Annotated in this window: 16 protein-coding genes; 3 read left to right on the top strand and 13 right to left on the bottom strand. The window is 42.3% G+C overall.

Features of this window, described 5'->3' with window-relative positions; translation table 11 throughout:
- Window positions 1–53: 53 nt before the first annotated feature.
- Window positions 54–1511 carry an aldehyde dehydrogenase family protein gene (locus tag ACO1PF_RS11505; protein WP_423189201.1) on the bottom strand — a complete coding sequence of 486 codons (1458 nt, stop codon included), beginning with the start codon at window positions 1509–1511 and terminating at the stop codon, window positions 54–56.
- 187 nt (window positions 1512–1698) lie between these two features.
- On the opposite strand from ACO1PF_RS11505, the gene zwf reads away from it, so the two are divergent.
- Window positions 1699–3147: a glucose-6-phosphate dehydrogenase gene (gene zwf / locus ACO1PF_RS11500; protein WP_423189200.1), complete on the top strand. Its 1449-nt coding sequence runs from the start codon at window positions 1699–1701 to the stop codon at window positions 3145–3147.
- 174 nt (window positions 3148–3321) lie between these two features.
- Here the strand turns inward: zwf and ACO1PF_RS11495 are convergent, their stop codons facing one another.
- Both ACO1PF_RS11495 and argR read right to left on the bottom strand, forming a co-directional pair.
- The gene (locus ACO1PF_RS11495; protein WP_423189199.1) at window positions 3322–4833 is read right to left on the bottom strand and encodes a phosphomannomutase/phosphoglucomutase; all 1512 of its coding nucleotides are present in this window, start codon (window positions 4831–4833) and stop codon (window positions 3322–3324) included.
- Between the two features lie 28 nt (window positions 4834–4861).
- Complete coding sequence (gene argR, locus ACO1PF_RS11490) at window positions 4862–5326, bottom strand: arginine repressor (protein ID WP_423189198.1); 465 nt, start codon at window positions 5324–5326, stop codon at window positions 4862–4864.
- 291 nt (window positions 5327–5617) lie between these two features.
- On the opposite strand from argR, the gene argS reads away from it, so the two are divergent.
- The gene (argS, locus tag ACO1PF_RS11485) at window positions 5618–7312 is read left to right on the top strand and encodes an arginine--tRNA ligase (RefSeq protein ID WP_423189197.1); all 1695 of its coding nucleotides are present in this window, start codon (window positions 5618–5620) and stop codon (window positions 7310–7312) included.
- Window positions 7313–7497: 185 nt separating this feature from the next.
- Here the strand turns inward: argS and trmL are convergent, their stop codons facing one another.
- The 4 genes from trmL to ACO1PF_RS11465 all read right to left on the bottom strand — a co-directional run bounded on the left by trmL (window position 7498) and on the right by ACO1PF_RS11465 (window position 11388).
- Window positions 7498–8007 carry a tRNA (uridine(34)/cytosine(34)/5-carboxymethylaminomethyluridine(34)-2'-O)-methyltransferase TrmL gene (trmL, locus tag ACO1PF_RS11480; RefSeq protein WP_423189196.1) on the bottom strand — a complete coding sequence of 170 codons (510 nt, stop codon included), beginning with the start codon at window positions 8005–8007 and terminating at the stop codon, window positions 7498–7500.
- A gap of 11 nt (window positions 8008–8018) precedes the next feature.
- Complete coding sequence (queG, locus tag ACO1PF_RS11475; RefSeq protein ID WP_423189195.1) at window positions 8019–9185, bottom strand: tRNA epoxyqueuosine(34) reductase QueG; 1167 nt, start codon at window positions 9183–9185, stop codon at window positions 8019–8021.
- 45 nt (window positions 9186–9230) lie between these two features.
- Window positions 9231–10256: a D-alanine--D-alanine ligase family protein gene (locus ACO1PF_RS11470; RefSeq protein ID WP_423189194.1), complete on the bottom strand. Its 1026-nt coding sequence runs from the start codon at window positions 10254–10256 to the stop codon at window positions 9231–9233.
- A gap of 298 nt (window positions 10257–10554) precedes the next feature.
- Window positions 10555–11388 carry a methyltransferase domain-containing protein gene (locus ACO1PF_RS11465; RefSeq protein WP_423189193.1) on the bottom strand — a complete coding sequence of 278 codons (834 nt, stop codon included), beginning with the start codon at window positions 11386–11388 and terminating at the stop codon, window positions 10555–10557.
- 91 nt (window positions 11389–11479) lie between these two features.
- Here ACO1PF_RS11465 and ACO1PF_RS11460 point away from each other — a divergent pair, with 91 nt between their 5' ends.
- Window positions 11480–11911: a DUF2188 domain-containing protein gene (locus tag ACO1PF_RS11460; protein ID WP_423189192.1), complete on the top strand. Its 432-nt coding sequence runs from the start codon at window positions 11480–11482 to the stop codon at window positions 11909–11911.
- 577 nt (window positions 11912–12488) lie between these two features.
- On the opposite strand, the gene ACO1PF_RS11455 is transcribed toward ACO1PF_RS11460, so the two are convergent.
- The 6 genes from ACO1PF_RS11455 to ACO1PF_RS11430 all read right to left on the bottom strand — a co-directional run bounded on the left by ACO1PF_RS11455 (window position 12489) and on the right by ACO1PF_RS11430 (window position 17431).
- Window positions 12489–12794 (bottom strand): YtxH domain-containing protein, encoded by a 306-nt coding sequence (locus ACO1PF_RS11455; protein ID WP_423189191.1) that lies wholly within the window; start codon window positions 12792–12794, stop codon window positions 12489–12491.
- Window positions 12795–12810: 16 nt separating this feature from the next.
- Window positions 12811–14058, bottom strand: coding sequence for an aminotransferase (locus ACO1PF_RS11450; protein ID WP_423189190.1), 1248 nt, complete (start codon window positions 14056–14058; stop codon window positions 12811–12813).
- A 102-nt stretch (window positions 14059–14160) separates the two neighbouring features.
- Window positions 14161–14814 (bottom strand): endonuclease III, encoded by a 654-nt coding sequence (gene nth, locus ACO1PF_RS11445; RefSeq protein WP_423189189.1) that lies wholly within the window; start codon window positions 14812–14814, stop codon window positions 14161–14163.
- A gap of 23 nt (window positions 14815–14837) precedes the next feature.
- Window positions 14838–15554: a DnaD domain-containing protein gene (locus tag ACO1PF_RS11440; RefSeq protein ID WP_423189188.1), complete on the bottom strand. Its 717-nt coding sequence runs from the start codon at window positions 15552–15554 to the stop codon at window positions 14838–14840.
- A 90-nt stretch (window positions 15555–15644) separates the two neighbouring features.
- Window positions 15645–16940, bottom strand: a complete 1296-nt coding sequence (asnS, locus tag ACO1PF_RS11435) for an asparagine--tRNA ligase (RefSeq protein WP_423189187.1) — start codon at window positions 16938–16940, stop codon at window positions 15645–15647.
- 17 nt (window positions 16941–16957) lie between these two features.
- The gene (locus ACO1PF_RS11430) at window positions 16958–17431 is read right to left on the bottom strand and encodes a DUF5590 domain-containing protein (protein ID WP_423189186.1); all 474 of its coding nucleotides are present in this window, start codon (window positions 17429–17431) and stop codon (window positions 16958–16960) included.
- Between the last annotated feature and the right edge of the window lie 54 nt (window positions 17432–17485).

Genomic DNA, 17485 nt, shown 5'->3' with positions numbered 1-17485 from the left:
ACGCAAAAACGACACCTTCCTGATAGAAGATGTCGTTCGTTTATCATTGATTTTTAATCAAATGGATAGTTTCTTGGTTCTTCCTGAACAGAAATCCACTGCCAAGTTGTGAATTCGTCTAAGGAATGTTCACGTCCGAAACGTCCGATACCTGATGCTTTTTCTCCACCAAAAGCAACATAAGGTTCGTCATTGACGCTCTGGTCGTTGATGTGAACCATCCCTGTTTCCATTTTCTCCGCAAACGCAAAGGCACGTTTCTCATTACGTGACGAAACAGCTCCGCTTAGCCCAGCATCTGTATCATTTGCCAGTTCCAAAGCATGGTCCTCATTTTTTGCGGGTATCAATGTGACGACAGGACCAAACATTTCATTTTGAGCAGTAGTCATATCATTGGTTCCTTTTAAAATTGTAGGCGTTAGAACGTTGCCTTCACGCTTACCTTCAAGCAAGATTTCGGCGCCTTCAGACTTCGCTTTCTTCACTTCTTCCAGCAATCTCTCCACTTGATTGCCATCAATTAGTGGACCGATCAGAGTGCCTTCCTGATTCGGATCACCGTGTTTGAGTGATTTCGCTATTTCAACAAATTTTTCTGAAAATTCATCAAAAATAGATTCATCTATGATGATACGATTGATCGCCATACAAATCTGACCGCTATGCATGAAACGTCCATAAATGGCTCCTTTAGCGGCTGTTTCGATGTCAGCATCATCTAAGATGACCATGGCGTTGTTTCCACCAAGTTCCAGGATCGTTTTCTTGACTTCTCTCCCGCAGACTGCTCCGATTTGTTTGCCAACGCCCGTTGAACCGGTAAATGATATCAGATCCGGTACCGGATGCTCGTAAAAGGCATCCCCTATTTCCGAAATTTTAGGGTGAACGACTTGTAATACGCCTTTTGGAAGACCAGCTTCTTCAAAGATTTTGGCAATGATATTTCCGCCACTTATTGGCGTCTGATGGCCCGGTTTCAATACAACCGCATTACCCGTAGCAAGCGCCGGTGCAACCGAACGCATGGATAGATACATTGGAAAGTTGAAGGGTCCAATGACACCGACGACGCCTACTGGTTTACGTATCATATGATTTTTCTTTCCGGGAATCATCGACTCATTCACGATCGTTTCCATTTTATTCGGAAATTCTGCTGCCAGTTGCATGATCGACATCGTTATATTGAGTTCCAGTTCAACTTTTGCAATCGTTGATCCAGATTCTTCGATGAGAACAGCTACAAGTTCTTCTTTTCGATTTTCCATGATTTGAATGGCTTTTCTGATGATGCCTGCTCTTTCAAAGGGATTTGTTTTCTCCCATTCCTTTTGATGTCTTTTTGCACTCTCATAGGCTTCATCCAAGTCTTCTAAGGAAGCGGCCTGCATTTTCACATATGATTCTTCTGTATAAGGGTTGAACGATTCAACGACTTCTGTGCTTCGCCCTTTCCTCCATTGACCATCAATGTAGTTCAAGTCTAATTGCTCATATTTATTCATTAAATCCGTCCTTTCATTTTTTTCATCTGCTATAACCTTAATTCATTTGCTCCCTTTATTGCAAAAATGATGCTTACCCAGTATATAATGGAAATAGTGTGCCAAATAAGTTGATTGCTGAGTCAATTAAAAGTAAAATAGTATAAGACTGTATGAACATGCGTGTCATGTAGAAAAGAGGGAAATAATGTCCAAAGAAATAAAAGCTCTATATATAATATTTGGCGCTACAGGGGATTTAGCTTCTCGGAAATTATACCCCGCATTATACCGGTTATTCAAAAAGGGATATTTGCGTGACCACTTTGCTGTTATCGGGACAGCACGAAGAGAATGGTCGGATGAGTATTATCAAAACGTCGTTAAAGAAGCAATCAAGTCCATTGCAGAATCAGACGAGGATGCCGAAGACTTTTCAAGTCACTTCAGATACCAGTCTCATAATGTAAAAGATTCTGAACATTATCACACGCTAAAAGAGTTGGCTGATTCACTAGATGAAAAATATGAAATTGGTGGCAACCGTATCTTCTTTCTTTCAATGTCTCCCATGTTTTTCGGTACCATCACCACTCATTTGAAAGATCAGCATTTAGTGACAGAAAATGGGTTCAACCGTGTCATTATTGAGAAACCTTTTGGTACAGATTTAGAGTCATCCATACAACTGAACGATGAAATCAATGCCTCTTTTAACGAGGATCAGCTCTATCGTATCGATCACTATTTAGGTAAAGAAATGGTGCAGACGATTTTAGCCCTGCGTTTTTCCAACCGTATCATCCAGGACAGCTGGAATAATGAGACACTCGCTTCTATTCAGATCACTTTAGCAGAAGACTTAGGTGTTGAAGAACGCGGAGAATACTACGATAAAAGTGGTGCATTAAGAGACATGGTTCAAAACCACGTTTTACAAATGGTCAGCTTACTGACGATGGACGAGCCCGAATCATTTTCAACAAATAATATCCGCAGGCAAAAACTAGCAATACTTGAATCGCTGAAAACCCCGGTTGTAGATCAGGAATTCGTAAGGGGTCAGTATCAAACTTCAAAAGATGGCGAAGCAAAGGGCTATCGTGATGAAGATAAAGTAGATCCTGATTCCATGACTGAAACATTCGTGGCCGGAAAAGTAATCATTGATACAGATAAATGGCGTAATGTCCCTATCTACATTCGAACAGGTAAACGTATGAAAGAAAAAACATCACGTATTGACGTTTTATGGAATAAAACGGAGCAGCAATTGTTTGAAGAACACGATTCGCTCTTAACCATCCATATCAGTCCTAAAGAAGGCTTTGAAATCCAGCTGAATGATAAAGAAATCGGACCGGGCATGCAGCTCAGACCGGTCAAACTAAGCTCCATGCGTTCTGAAAAAACGATAAAAGAAAGTCCCGAAGCTTATGAAAAATTGATCCTGGATGTCTTGAATGGTGACGAAACGCACTTTGCTCATTGGGGCGAAGTTGCCGCTTCCTGGAAGTATGTCGATCATATCAGACAGGCATGGAATCAAAATGAAGAAAGTATTTCCTTCTACCCTTCCCATAGCATGGGGCCAAAAGAAGCAGATGAATTATTAGCAAAAGACGATCAGAAATGGATCTATAATCCAGAAAAATAGTAGAATATAAAAATACCTTACCCCGACTTTCATCGAGGTAAGGTATTTTTTTGTCGCTCTAAAAAGCAGATCCGACGTTCAATTTATCAAAGTAGTAGCTGCTTTAACAATTAACGGATAAGGTACACGTTAATTGTTAAAACAAATCTGAACGCTTTTTCTGACGTATATTTCTTACAATTTATTGTTGTCTAGATCTTTTTCGTAATGGAAGAAGGATTTCAATTTATCTTTTACGGCAGGAATCTTTCCTGCTATATCGTTTTCGATTTGCAGGACCAGTTTAGGTTCATGCAGACTCATGCGCAAGAGCAGCCAGCCCTGGCCGTAGGGTTCGCTCAACTGCACGCGCTCCCCTTCCAAATTATCTGGCACCAGAGTAAAGCCATCAATGTTGTTCACCCAGTCAGCAAAGCGGTCCAGCGTATTCAGACCAATTTCTTTGTAATCCGGATTTGTAATGACAAAACGGACTTCTTCAGTTTCGGCCGGTTGCTTCAAGTGTTTGATCAAATCAGTGACACTTTTATTATCTTTAATCAATTCAGCTTCTTTAGCCACGATTTTAGCTGCCAGATAAGCACCATCGTCCAGGAAGAAATTCTCTCTCAGTGCAGCATGACCACTCGTTTCGATTGCCAGGGCACAATCCACGCCTTCTTTGTTTAAAGAAATCCCACGATTGATTACATTTCTGTACCCTGAGATATAGCGGTCAACTGTTCCACCCATTTCTTCCACAAAGCGAATCAGGTGGTCGGATACGGGTGAATTGGTTACGATGGTTGTTCCCGGATTTTCGTCCAGTACTATCGCACCGATCAAACCGATCAAGTTATTGCGGTTGATGCCGTTCCCTTTACTGTCAACAATAGCAGAGCGGTCAACATCCGTATCAAAAATAATACCCAGATCGGCCTTATTCGCCAAGACTGCCTCTGAAATACTCTGCATGGCTTCTTTATTGTCGGGGTTAGGTACGTGATTGGGAAATGTGCCGTCAGGATCTAAGAACTGACTACCGCTTATGTCGGCTCCCAAAACTTTCAATACCTTCTCAGCAAAAAAACCGCCGGCACCGTTACCTGCATCCACAATGATTTTTCGATTGCTTAGCGGTTTCGCGTCTTCGTCCACTTTCAATGCGTCTCTGATCTTCATGACCAAATCGGCTGCGTAGACGGAGAGCAGGTCTTTTTCACTTTTTTGAGTAGGTACTGCAACGGAATGATTCCTTTCCTTGTCAGCCAATGACAAGATCGTTTCAATATCTTCGTGTTCGAGACCGCCCTCGTTGGTGAAGAATTTCAGGCCGTTATATTCCATAGGCAAATGGCTCGCAGTGATCATGATCCCGATATCTGATTTGAATGCGTCGTATTGTGTGGACATAAACAAGGCTGGTGTGGTTGCCATGTTAGCGTCAATGACTGCTACGCCTGATTCTGTAAAAACATCGATCAGCCAATTTTTGATTGCAGGACCTGTAAGGCGACTGTCGTGTCCAATCGTGATCGTCGTTTGCGTTAGCGGTTTGTCTGTTTTTACAGTCCACCATCCCATCAGACCATTCGCTATTTTTTTAACGGTTGCTTCCGTCAGTGTTTTCTTCTTGTTTTCGGTATCCAAAGCAAACCCTCGAATGTCTGAACCGTTTTGTAAGTGCATTAAGTCTGTCTTCGTCATTACATGCTCTCCTTTAAATTGATCCAATTTATTGATCGAGTTCTTCCAGCAGGTTATCAAAATGATGATAAACCTTTTCCGCTTCTTCCTTCGTCTTCGAAACCAGCATGATCGTATCGTTTCCTGCTACGGTACCTACGATTTCAGGATAGTGAATATCATCGACCAATGCGCCAATCACGTGTGCATTGCCGGGTATCGTTTTAACAATATTAATAAATTCGACATGTGTGATCCCGGTCACGACGCTTTTGATTGTTGAAGATAGTTTTTCTTCCATTGAAACTTGATTATTCTGATACAGGATATATTTTACCCCGCCGTCTGAAGATGCCGATTTAATTAGATTCAGTTCTTTTATGTCTCTTGAAATGGTAGCCTGTGTCGCCTTGATACCTTTCTCATGCAATCGTTCCAAAAGATCATCCTGAGTGGAGACCTCATGATTCAATACTATTTGTTTGATTAGCATTTGTCTTTCTGATTTTCTCATATCCTCCCTGCTTCCTATAGATTGATATATATATGTATAACTCGATTATAACTTATTTCGCATAAACATTCATCTGATTCCATTTCGATTCTCTACTTTAGAAGAATTAAAATTGAGCGCTGCTCAATAGAAAATCTTGCTAGTCTCGGCTAGCTTTGCTATAATACAAGTGCTTAATACTTATGTAATCTGAACCGGCTAAACTTTTGACTATTCAAAAAAACAGCCCTTTTTTTATGCACACGTATTGAAAATTTTAAGGGTCAACTATCTAATACAGGAGGTCTTTCAATGGACTATAAACAAATCATCGCGGAAGCTATACATGAAGAACTGCACGAATCTTTAGAATTAAATGAAATTAAACTCTTACTTGAAAAACCGAAACATGTGGACCATGGAGACGTTGCTTTTCCGACGTTCCAGTTAGCTAAATTATTGAGAAAGAATCCAGCACAAATTGCTCAAGAAGTCGGTGAAAAAATATCCTCACCACTTATTGACCGTATGCAAATCGTTGGACCTTACATCAACTTTTACTTGAAAAAAGAAACAGTATCCAGTGCTATTTTAAAAGAAGTCATTGCAGAAAAAAACAATTTCGGTAATCTGAAGATCGGTAATGGGGCCAATGTTCCCATCGATATGTCTTCTCCAAATATCGCCAAACCTATGTCAATGGGTCACTTACGTTCGACTGTTATCGGTAATGCGTTGGCAAATATTTTCGAAAAAGTCGACTTCACCCCTGTACGAATCAATCATTTAGGTGACTGGGGCACACAGTTCGGCAAACTGATCACCGCTTATAAAAAATGGGGATCCAAAGAAAAAGTCCAGGAAAATCCGATCGAAGAACTTTTACGACTGTATGTAAAATTCCATGAAGTCGCTGAAGATGATCCGTCTCTAGACGATGAAGCCCGCTTATGGTTCAAAAAACTGGAAGAAGGCAATGAAGAAGCGACTGAATTATGGACATGGTTCAGAGAAGAATCTCTCAACGTATTCAATAAAGTTTACGATCGCCTCGATATTCACTTTGATTCCACCAAAGGCGAAGCTTTCTATAATGATAAAATGGAAGAAGTCGTTAAGTTACTCGATGATAAACAGTTATTGACTGCCAATCAAGGCGCCCACATCGTTGACCTTGAGAAATATGGTTTGAATCCAGCTTTAATTAAGAAATCAGACGGCGCAACCTTATACATTACGCGTGACTTGGCCGCTGCCTTCTATAGAAAGAAAACATATGACTTTTCTCAAGCCTTATACGTCGTTGGTCAAGAACAAGCTAACCACTTCAATCAATTGAAAGCTGTTCTGACTGAAGCAGGCATAGAATGGGCAAACGACATCCACCACATTCCTTTTGGCTTGATCACCAAAGACGGCGAGAAATTATCCACACGTAAAGGTAAAGTCGTCTTGCTGGAAGAAGTTTTAAACGAAGCGAGCGCTCAGGCATTGAGACAGATCGAGGATAAGAATCCTGATTTACCAAACAAAGAAATCGTTGCAGAACAAGTCGGCGTTGGCGCTGTCGTGTTCCACGATTTGAGAAATGACCGCTTGAACAGTTTCGACTTTACGATCGAAGAAGTGGTACAATTTGAAGGCGAAACTGGTCCTTACGTTCAGTACACTCGCGCACGTGCGATGAGTATTTTGAAAAAAGCTGAAGTTTCTGACTTTGATGCTTCAAACGACTTCGAACTCAGTGATGAATACAGCTGGGAAATCATCAAATTACTTCAAGAATATCCTAACACGGTCAAACGTGCTTATGAAAACTATGAACCGTCGATCATTGCTAAACACGCTGTCAGCTTAGCCCAGGCGTTCAATAAGTTTTATGCGAATGTTCGTGTCTTGGATGAACATGAGGAAAAAGAGGCTCGTTTAGCTTTAGTTTTCGCAATAACTGAAGTGCTTAAAGAAGACTTGCGTATTCTTGGTGTTCAAGCACCTGATAAAATGTAAAAAGCTTATAAATAAAAAAAACGAGATCTCCCCTTTTATCCTGGGAGATCTCGTTTTTTGATTTGATTTGAATAGGCGGGCTCGCCTATTCATTCATCTCTAGTAACACTTATCAGCAAAAAAACGGCGGTGGTTATTCCCCTTTCTCGTTAAGAGAAAAGAGGATAGTAACCACTGCCGTTATTTTATTTCAGTTTATCATTTTCGTACGTGTGTACCTGTTCGAGTCCTGCGAAATCCTGTTGTCTCAAAGCTTCATAAATCAGGATGTTTGCGGTATTTGATAAATTGAGTGAGCGGATATGCTCGTCATTCATCGGAATGCGCAGACACTTCTCGGGGTTTTCTTGCATGAATTCTTTCGGCAGGCCGGTCGTTTCTTTTCCGAACAAGAAGTAATGATCCTTGGACGTATCAGAGAAATCAACGTCTGAATAAACCTTGTCGGCAAATTTCGAAATCAGATATAGCGGGCTCTCTCCCACCACTTCTAAAAATGCATCCAGATTTTTATGATAAAAGATCCCTACTTTATCCCAATAATCGAGTCCTGCACGTTTCAACTGTTTGTCATCAGTACTGAATCCTAAGGGTTCGATCAAATGTAACGTGGTATTCGTGCCAGCACACGTTCTGGAAATGTTTCCAGTGTTAGCGGGTATCAGGGGTTCGAATAATGCAATATGATTGGTCACGCAATCTCTCCTTAATTGTTCAGTTTATTTAATCTTGCTTTCAAGTCGCTAATAGCTTCGTTGAATTCACTGATTGTTTCTTCTTCCGTTTCTTTCTTTAAAGCTTCCTCCAGAAAGAGAACGATCTCTTCGTTGGGATTTTTATTCGTGATGGTAGCGACCGCCCACGCTGCTGTGCCTCTGATCATCGGTCTTGGATCGTTATCGATGACATTCAGCAAGTCTGGGACTGCGGTGTAGTCGCGGTAATTGGCTAAAGCAATAATGGCATTGCGCTGTAGCGGTTTCTTGCCACGCCACGACCCAGCTAAATCGCCGAACGTGTCTTTGAAATCACGATTGGAAATAGTCAAAAGTGGTTTAAGCTCCGGCATGGTGTTGACTGGATCAGGCTCCATCTCTTCATGGAAATGCGAATCCATCCCTTTGTTATAAGGACAGACGATCTGGCAGATATCACACCCATATATCATGTGCCCCATTTTCCGTCGGTATTCTTTCGGCATATAGCCTTTGGTTTGAGTTTGATAAGATAAACAGCGGTTCGCATTCATGCGGCCGTCACCCAGCAAAGCACCAGTCGGGCACGCGTCTATACAGCGGGTACAATCCCCGCAACCGAACGACACTTTTTCGTCTGATTCAAAGGCAATATTCGTAATGATTTCACCTAAATAGACATACGAACCAAACTCTTCGGTGATCAGTAAGCCGTTGCGGCCGATAAAGCCCAATCCGGCTCGCTGAGCGACAGCCACGTCCACCAGTTCACCTGTGTCGACCATGGGCTTGAACGCGACCTCACCGGGTGCAATCTCCTCGATATACTCAACCAGTTGTTTCATGCGGTCTCTTAAAATGAAATGATAATCCGTTCCCCAAGAGGCACGTGCAAATTCACCCCGGCGCTCACCTTTGACACGAGGGGGCTTGTTCTGCATCTTAGAAGGATAAGCCAAGGCAATCGCAATGATCGACTTGGGCTCCTCAAAGATTTTTTCCAGATAGATGCGTTCCTCGATCACCTTGTGTTCAAAGCCGGAATGATGACCTTTAGCGTGCTGTTTGATCAATTTGTCTTCCAAAGAGTAAAAAGGTTCGGCATGAGTAAAGCCAATTTTATCGATACCAATTTCTTTTGCTTTCGCTTTGATCAATTTTTTTAATTGCTGGCTCATCTCTTCCGCACCTCTCTCTTTTATTTCGTGTGTTTATTACAAACTTTATTTATGTTTATCAGCAGCAAGGTGGGCGAGTGTGTCACATAATTCATTATAGGTCATGCCCATTGCGGTTGCTTCTTGTGGAAAGAGACTGGTCGGCGTCATGCCTGGAAGCGTATTGGCTTCGATACAGTAAATATCTCCAGCATCATTGACCATAAAGTCGATACGTGAATAGAATTCCAATCTTAAAATCTGATGAACGTGTTTGGCGATAGCCTGCATTTTTTGAGTCAATTCATCGCTGATATCTGCCGGACAAATTTCGATCGTAGCGCCTTCCTGGTATTTGTTTTCGTAATCATAAAAACCCGTTTTTGGAATGATTTCAATTGGTGGTAATGCCTTGTCTTCCAAGATACCTATAGAAAACTCACGACCTTTGATCATTTCCTCGATCAAAACGTCTTTCGAATATTTTCTAGCGTCCGTGATGGCTTTGTCCAGATCAGCCTGATCTTCGACAATATATACGCCGATACTGGAACCACTGGCATCGGGTTTGACGACACAAGGAACCGGGCTTGTTGGTTTTTCGTTCCCGCTAAGCACTTCCCACTGCGGAGTTAAAACCCCATGCTGGGACATTACTTCTTTAGCCAGTATCTTGTTCATGGCAAGGGCACTTCCTATGTAGCCTGTACCCGTATAGGTGATATCGTATAAATCAAATACCGCCTGCAGCTGCCCATTCTCGCCAAGCTCACCATGCAAGGATAAAAAGACCACGTCAGCCGATTGAGAAATCGGGATAACATTTTCACCGATCATTTCGTTCGGTTTTTCTTTTAATGCACGTAACGCGTTCAAATCTGGAATTTGTCTTTTCACGGTATGTTCATATTTGTCTTTACTTAATTTTTTATAAGCATCCTCAAACGTCGCTGCCTGATCTGTACCAAAGTATAAATCAAGTAAAATGACGCGGTGACCGTTTTCCATTAAGGCATTGGCTATCAAACTGCCCGAGCTCATCGAAACCTCACGCTCGTGACTATAGCCACCTGCTAATACTACTATATCCATATATCATTCTCCTCCTATGTTCTATACGTATTATACACTATTCATACCCGACGAAATAAGTCAAGTTGATTAAATTTATCATTTTTGCGCAGAAAAAAACGTACCCCCTCGGTGGCAAGCACTGCGAGAAGATACGTTAATGAAGCCTTTCAGATATCATGTGTTTTTATCAGCTTCTGATGGGTTTACTGATAAAAGCCAATGAACCAAAATAGCTTATGCAGTACATAATATCACTTCTCAAAACTAAACACAAGCCACCAGATTTTGAAAGGTGAATTAAAGTTTCAATCTTCAGTTACTGTGCTTTATTTCCCACAAGTATCACCATATCGACTGTGATATGATGCAGGGAAACTGTCTCCTTTTCAGATGCCTCTATATGCCAACCTAAAGGCGTCATATTAAGGAAATCTGTCACTTCTTCATCGTTTAGGTCGACTGAATAACGGACCACATGTTCTGACGCTTTCGGGTAATGTGTCATAAATTTGTCTTTTACTTCTTTATTTGAATACGACTGATTTTCTTTCGGTTGAAAGGCTCTTAACTCTTTTAAGTAGTCTTTCCCCGGGATAACTTTAATGACCTGGCCCCCTGGTTTTAATAGCCGATTGAACTCTTCATAATTTGAAGGGGATAAAATATTAAGGATCGTATCAAATTGTTCGGTCGCAAAGGGGGATTGCGCTAAATCCGCGACCAGGAAAAAGATATCCTCATAAGTGGCTGCGCCTAAGTTTACGCCTTCTTTGGAAATATCAAAAGCAATCACCGGACCGGCAAGCCCCTTTTCTATGAGATAAGCACTGTGTGCCCCTTCCCCGCAACCGACATCAAGCGCCACCCCGGTTTTATTCTCGATCAAAGAATACAAGGTATCCAGCATCGGCTGCCAAAACCCCATCTTGGCAATGCGTTGTCTAGATAAAAGCATCGGTCTGGAATATTCTGATTTGGAAGGTTTCAATAAAAAATGCAGCGTCCCTTTTTTGGATAAATCAAACGAATGATTATGTGTACAGCTTAATTGATACCCATCGAGCGCATCAAAAGAACTATGACACACCGGGCACTTGAAGAGATGTAACTGTTCTGACAGAAATGTTTTTGCCTTATCTATTTTCTTCATCGTTTTTATCCTCATTTTCAAAGCTATTGTTAGACGATTCTACTTATTCATGATATAACGAAATCACTAAAGATGAAAGGATGAAACGCAAATGCCATGGAATTTATCGGATTATCCCGATTCATTTAAGAATTTTGATCACGTCGTCAAGAAAAAAGCGATCGACATTGCCAACGCTTTACTCGAGGAAGGTTACGATGACGGCCAGGCTATCCCCATAGCAACCAAACAAGCCAAAGTGTGGGCCGATAATGCATCCCCGGAGGAACTTCGCTCCTATAAGTACAGTGACCGTCCAAGTAAAGCTGACGAGCATGACTCCAAAGCTAATGCGCAGCTGCTGGACAACGATGTGCTGGTCTACTTTGAAGAAGAGGAATGGAAAGTCAGAACGAAAGAAGCCAAACGCGCCGAATCCACGCATGCGAAAAAAGAACAGGCTTTAGCGCGAGCCAAAGAAATAGCCGCCAACAAAGAAACGTCTGTGATCACGTACACTAAAGATGGCGAACGCCAAGACTGATCATTAAAATTTAGTAGACCCTGGAAATCAATGGTGCATTTGATTTCCAGGGTCTTTCATATCGAAATTCTTTGTTCAACGTGTTCAGACGGTAATTTTCAGCTCGAAATTCAGGAATTGGTCCCAGGACTCAGGCATTTGGACCAGGTTCGGTAAGTTCAGACACGCTGCCCGCACCTACTTACCGAACTGCCCCGCATTCGGTAAGTACTGTGACTTTTTCACTCTCAAAGTGCCGAACTTGCCCCAACTTCGGTAAGTTCCAAAACATTACCTGCAGCTACTTACCGAACAGCACCTCATTCGGTAAGTACAGCCGCTGTATCACTCTCAAAGTGTCGAACTTGCCCCAACTTCGGTAAGTTCCAAAACATTACCCACCGCTACTTACCGAACGGCCCCGTATTCGGTAAGTACAGCCACCGCCTTAGTCACTAGTTACCGAATGCGGCAGATTTCTACCGTAAAACCTCTGGTCATTCAAATAAATGATCAATTTGATCATTTATTCCTTATCAATCCTTTAAATCAAAAAGAAAGAGAGAAGCCCTGGGCTTCTCTCTTCATATTATAATCATTAGTCTTCGATAAAAATGTCTGGTGATTCTGTGTACGATGGTGCCGGTGCGACGTTGTCCGGTGTGCGTTCATATTTGACCGGTTCGTTTCTGATATCCTGCTCCGTCATTTTCTGATCCAACCAGATTTCAGTTTCCATGACCGCTTCATCCATGCGGATAATGGCTTTCTTTTTCACTTCTTTTGCTTTGAGTCTCATTTCATCCTGAAATTCTTCACCTGATTGTGGTGCGAATAAATAAGCGGCTGCTGTCCCAACCAATGCTCCTAGAACTGCGCCAAATCCAAAACTTGCTTTTGACATATGAACTCCTCCTCGTTTAACTTTCAAATTTTTCTAGTGTGACCAATTCAATACAGATACATAAAGCTTCCATTGCAATTTCCAAATCATCCAGCTTCGCAAAGCTCGGTGCCAGACGGATACTGTTATCCAACGCGTTGATACCATATGGATAGGCAGCGTTTGCTGGCGTCAAAGAAATGCCAATATCCGACATTTTCTGAACGATTTCAGTGGCGCACCCTGCTTCAGTTGTCAGATGGACGAAATAGCCCCCTTTAGGAGTCGTCCAGGAAACAAATGATCTGCGTTCACCATGGAAATAAGTCGATAAGATCGCTTCGATCCATTCAAATTTAGGTGACAGGAGTTCCGCATGTTTTTCCATGTGGGCGTCGATCGTTTCCTTGTCTTTAAGAAAAGCCACATGTCGCTTCTGATTTATTTTATCAAAACTGATCAGCTGCTTACTGAAGTGATCTGCGATTTCCTTGATTTTATCCACAGAAGCGCCCATTGCGGCCACACCAGCTCCAGGTAAGGTCATTTTAGAGGTGGAGACAAACTGGACTACGCGATCCGGATGACCCGATGTTTTACATGCTTCAAAGATATCTTTGACTTCTACTTTTTCTTCAGTTAAATGATGTACGGCATAGGCATTGTCCCACAGGATCAGGAAGTTTTCTTCAGCCGTATGCATGTTTGCCAACCGGTCGACAACCTCGTCAGACACTGATTCACCTGTTGGATTATTATACTTGGGTACGACAAACATCCCTTTGATCGCCGGGTCTTGTGAAACCAGTTTTTCAACGACTTCCATATCAGGGCCGTTGCCGGTCAATTCGACAGGAATCATTTCTATCCCCAAGTGTTCGAGCATGAACCAGTGACGGTCATAGCCAGGACTCGGGCAGATGAATTTAACGGTCTCTTCCTTGTTCCAAGGCTCGTCTGCTGTAAACATGTAATGACTCAGTACAGCAAACATGAGTTGCAGACTGGAGTTGCCGCCCATAAACGTTTCTTCCACGGTGGTATTAAGTAAGGTGCCAAACAGTTCTCTGGCTTCTCTTATGCCGTATAGCCCACCGTAGTTTCTGATGTCGATGTCGTCTTCGCTCAGCCAGCCTTCAATTTTCGTGTCATTTATTAAAGCTTCTGATAATTTCAGTTGTTTCTGAGAAGGGATCCCTCTCGCAATGGTTAGATCCATTGGACGTTCTTTGTAAAGTGCGTATTGCGCTTTGACTACATCTAACTGTGTTTCCTCTTGACTCATATGGGACTCCCTTCATAACTATAACGTAATATCTATAATTATAACCTATGTTAATAAAATTTGAAAACGTTATAGTTTCTCAGAATGATTCGTTTCTATTAATTATGATTCTTTTTTTATGATCTCGCTTACTTTTTTTATGCAGTCATCATGATCGTGCGCACGAGCGGGGCATTGGTAACGGCCGAAGAAAATCAGGCGGTGATGGGCGATACTCCACAACTCTTTGGGAAGTTTTTCCATCAAGGCGTTTTCTACCTGAACCACCGTAGCTTTTTGATCCACTATGTTGAATTTTTTACTGATGCGATCGACATGTGTATCGACCGCAATCGCCGGTTCGTCAAAGGCCACACTCAAGACCACGTTGGCTGTTTTTCTGCCGACGCCTGCCAGACTCTGAAGCTCCTTATGCGTGCCGGGCACCTCGCCGTTAAAGTCTTCAACCAGCTGGCGCGAACATTCTTTAATAAATTTTGCTTTGTTCCGGTACAGACCGATCGTCTTGATCTTGTCCATGATATCTTTAACGTCAGCTGCCATCAAGGCCTCCGGAGTGGGGTAAGCATCAAACAATAACGGGGTGACTTTATTCACGCCCACATCCGTCGTCTGCGCGCTCATGATAACGGCGATAAGCAGTTCAAACGTATTTTTATGCGTGAGCTCCGCTTTCGCATTGGGATATAATTCGCCGATTGCTTCTATTAATTCTGTTGTTTCTATTGCTGTGAGTAATTTTGGGGTTTCAGCCAAACTGATTGCTCCTCTAAGCTTGATTAATTGTCAAATTTGTCTTTCAGCCAATTATACATAGGTACAGGCTTCTCATCCGGATCAGATTTTTCCTTCGTTACGTCGTTGGACTGATTTTTTCGGAAACGTTTGGATTCTTTTTCGACTTGATCTCTTGTCCGGATATTTTTCTTTTCCCAAGTGAGTAGAATGCGGTCAATGTATTTCAAACTGTAGACTTGATTCAAGACCGCTTCTTTCAAAGCCATTTCGATAAGTTCAGGAAGATACTTATCTTCTTCGACCCAGATGTTCAATGTCTGGATCTCCATAGCGGACAAACTGCGGCCGAATTCCTCTTCAAATAACTGATACAAATTTTTAGAGGCCAAAACTTCTTTTTGTTCTTCCTCTTTTTTTATACTCTGATGCAGCAGCGCGGATAGTTTTTCATACAGTAAATCGAAAGAAAACTCATCGATGGTCTTGTCTTCTTCATCTTTACGTGTCTCGATCGTCAATACCTTTTTCTTCATCAACTGATGGATCGCTTTAAACGCTTCTTCTCGTGAAACGTCCAGGCGTTCAGCCAGTAATTGACTGTCCGGGAAACGCTGGCCATTTTCAACTAACGAGAGCAACTGAAGGAGCGTCACCAGGTCATCGTTATCTAAACCGATTTTTTTATAATGTTTCAACAAATAATTCGGTATGGCCATTGTTCCGGCACTTATCCATTCGAATAAGGGATCTTGGTTCATCGTTAACCTCCTCTGCTCTTTCGATTTTATGAAAAAAGGACCGGGTTTTAAGTCCCAATCCTCCTAACATAAGCGGTCTGATTACTGTTTTTATGGGTAAATGCGGTTGAGCAAACGTGGGAATGGGATCGCTTCACGAATATGATCTGTTCCACTGATCCAGGTCACTGTGCGTTCCAGTCCTAGCCCGAATCCTGAATGCGGCACACTGCCGTATCTGCGTAAATCCAGATACCATTCGTATTCTTTTACATCCAAGCCAAAATCGATGATTTCTTGGCGTAAGGTCTCGTAGTCATCTTCACGCTGAGAACCACCAATGATTTCTCCGTAGCCTTCAGGTGCGATCATATCGGCACACAAGACAACATCGTCGCGTTCCGGATGTCTCTTCATGTAAAACGGTTTGATGGCCTTAGGATAGTTGAGGATAAAGACCGGTTTATCGAATTGTTCAGCAATGAACGTTTCTTCCGGCGAACCGAAGTCTTCACCCCAAGTGACGTCGAAATCATTTTTCTGAAGCATCTCAACGGCTTCATCATAAGAAACACGCGGATAAGGTAACTCTGTAAATTTCTTGAGCAATTCTTTGTCACGTTCCAGAATATCCAGCGCGTGATCACAATTATCCAGTACACTTTGTACCAAATAAGCTACATATTTTTCCTGCACTTCAAGCGAATCGTCCTGATCCATGAATGCCATTTCAGGTTCGATCATCCAAAATTCGATCAAATGACGACGGGTTTTGGATTTTTCTGCTCTAAAGGTCGGACCGAAAGAGAAGACTCTTCCCATCGCCATTGCGCCAGCTTCCATATACAGTTGGCCACTTTGTGATAAGTATGCTTCGCGATCAAAGTATTGTGTCTTGAACAGGTCGGTCGTGTTCTCAGCCGCACTGCCTGTCAAGATAGGCGGATCGATTTTAACGTAGCCTTCGTTGTTATAAAATTCATAGGTTGCACGAATGATTTCATTTCTGACCTGCATGATGGCGTGCTGTTTCGTTGAACGCAGCCACAAGTGACGGTTGTCCATCAGGAATTCAGTCCCGTGATCTTTCGGGGTGATCGGGTAATCCACCGCTTCACTGATCACTTCAATGTCTTCGATATGTATTTCATAACCGAATTTAGACCGTGCATCTTCCGAAATCGTTCCAGTGATCCAAACGGAACTTTCCTGAGTCAAGTTTTTCGCCTGGTTGAAGACGTCCTCTTCTACCTGACTTTTTACGACAACACCTTGGAAAAAGGCTGAACCGTCACGCAGACTGATAAAAGCAATCTTTCCGCTTGAGCGTTTATTGGCAACCCAGGCACCTATCTTAACTTTTTCACCGACATGTTTTTTTGAGTCTATAATTTGTATCTTTTCCACTAGGCAATCTCCTTCGTCTAAATATTATCAATGGTCCGTATCCATTCACCAGTTTGTAAATTGATGATGTAATAGCCCAATCGATTATTATCGTTTCTGTAAGTCACTTCCCAAATTGGGATGTCATTTAATAGACCGACTTTAGCATTTAATATTTTTTTCGGCTCTCTTGCCTGCCTCGTTTGACTGATCGCTTGCTGTTCGGTCATCATTTCAGATGCAGCGACAGTTGTGATCGCACCACCCTCTTGTTTAACGATGTAGAGTTTTTCTTCGTCTGCGTCATTAAACCCTCTCACAGAAAAAGTCGTTTCCTCCCCATTGTACCAATAGAAGTCTTCGGGTCGGTCGAGATCTGTCCGTTCAGATATAAAAGCGATGGTTTCGTCTTCAGCGCGAGCAAACGGTGCATTGGCTCGCTGATAAATGTACACGGAACCGATGATGAACACGCTCAATGCAATAACGAGGCCTATAATTACTTTCTTCACTTGAATCTCCTCTTTTTGTCTTTCCTGATCAACTCTCTCAGTATATCAAATCAG

Origin of the sequence: Alkalibacterium sp. f15 (assembly GCF_049389645.1) — a bacterium.
Lineage (GTDB): Bacteria > Bacillota > Bacilli > Lactobacillales > Carnobacteriaceae_A > Alkalibacterium.
The sequence above is the reverse complement of the archived record's forward strand: the minus strand, read 5'-3'. Positions and strand labels throughout refer to the sequence as shown.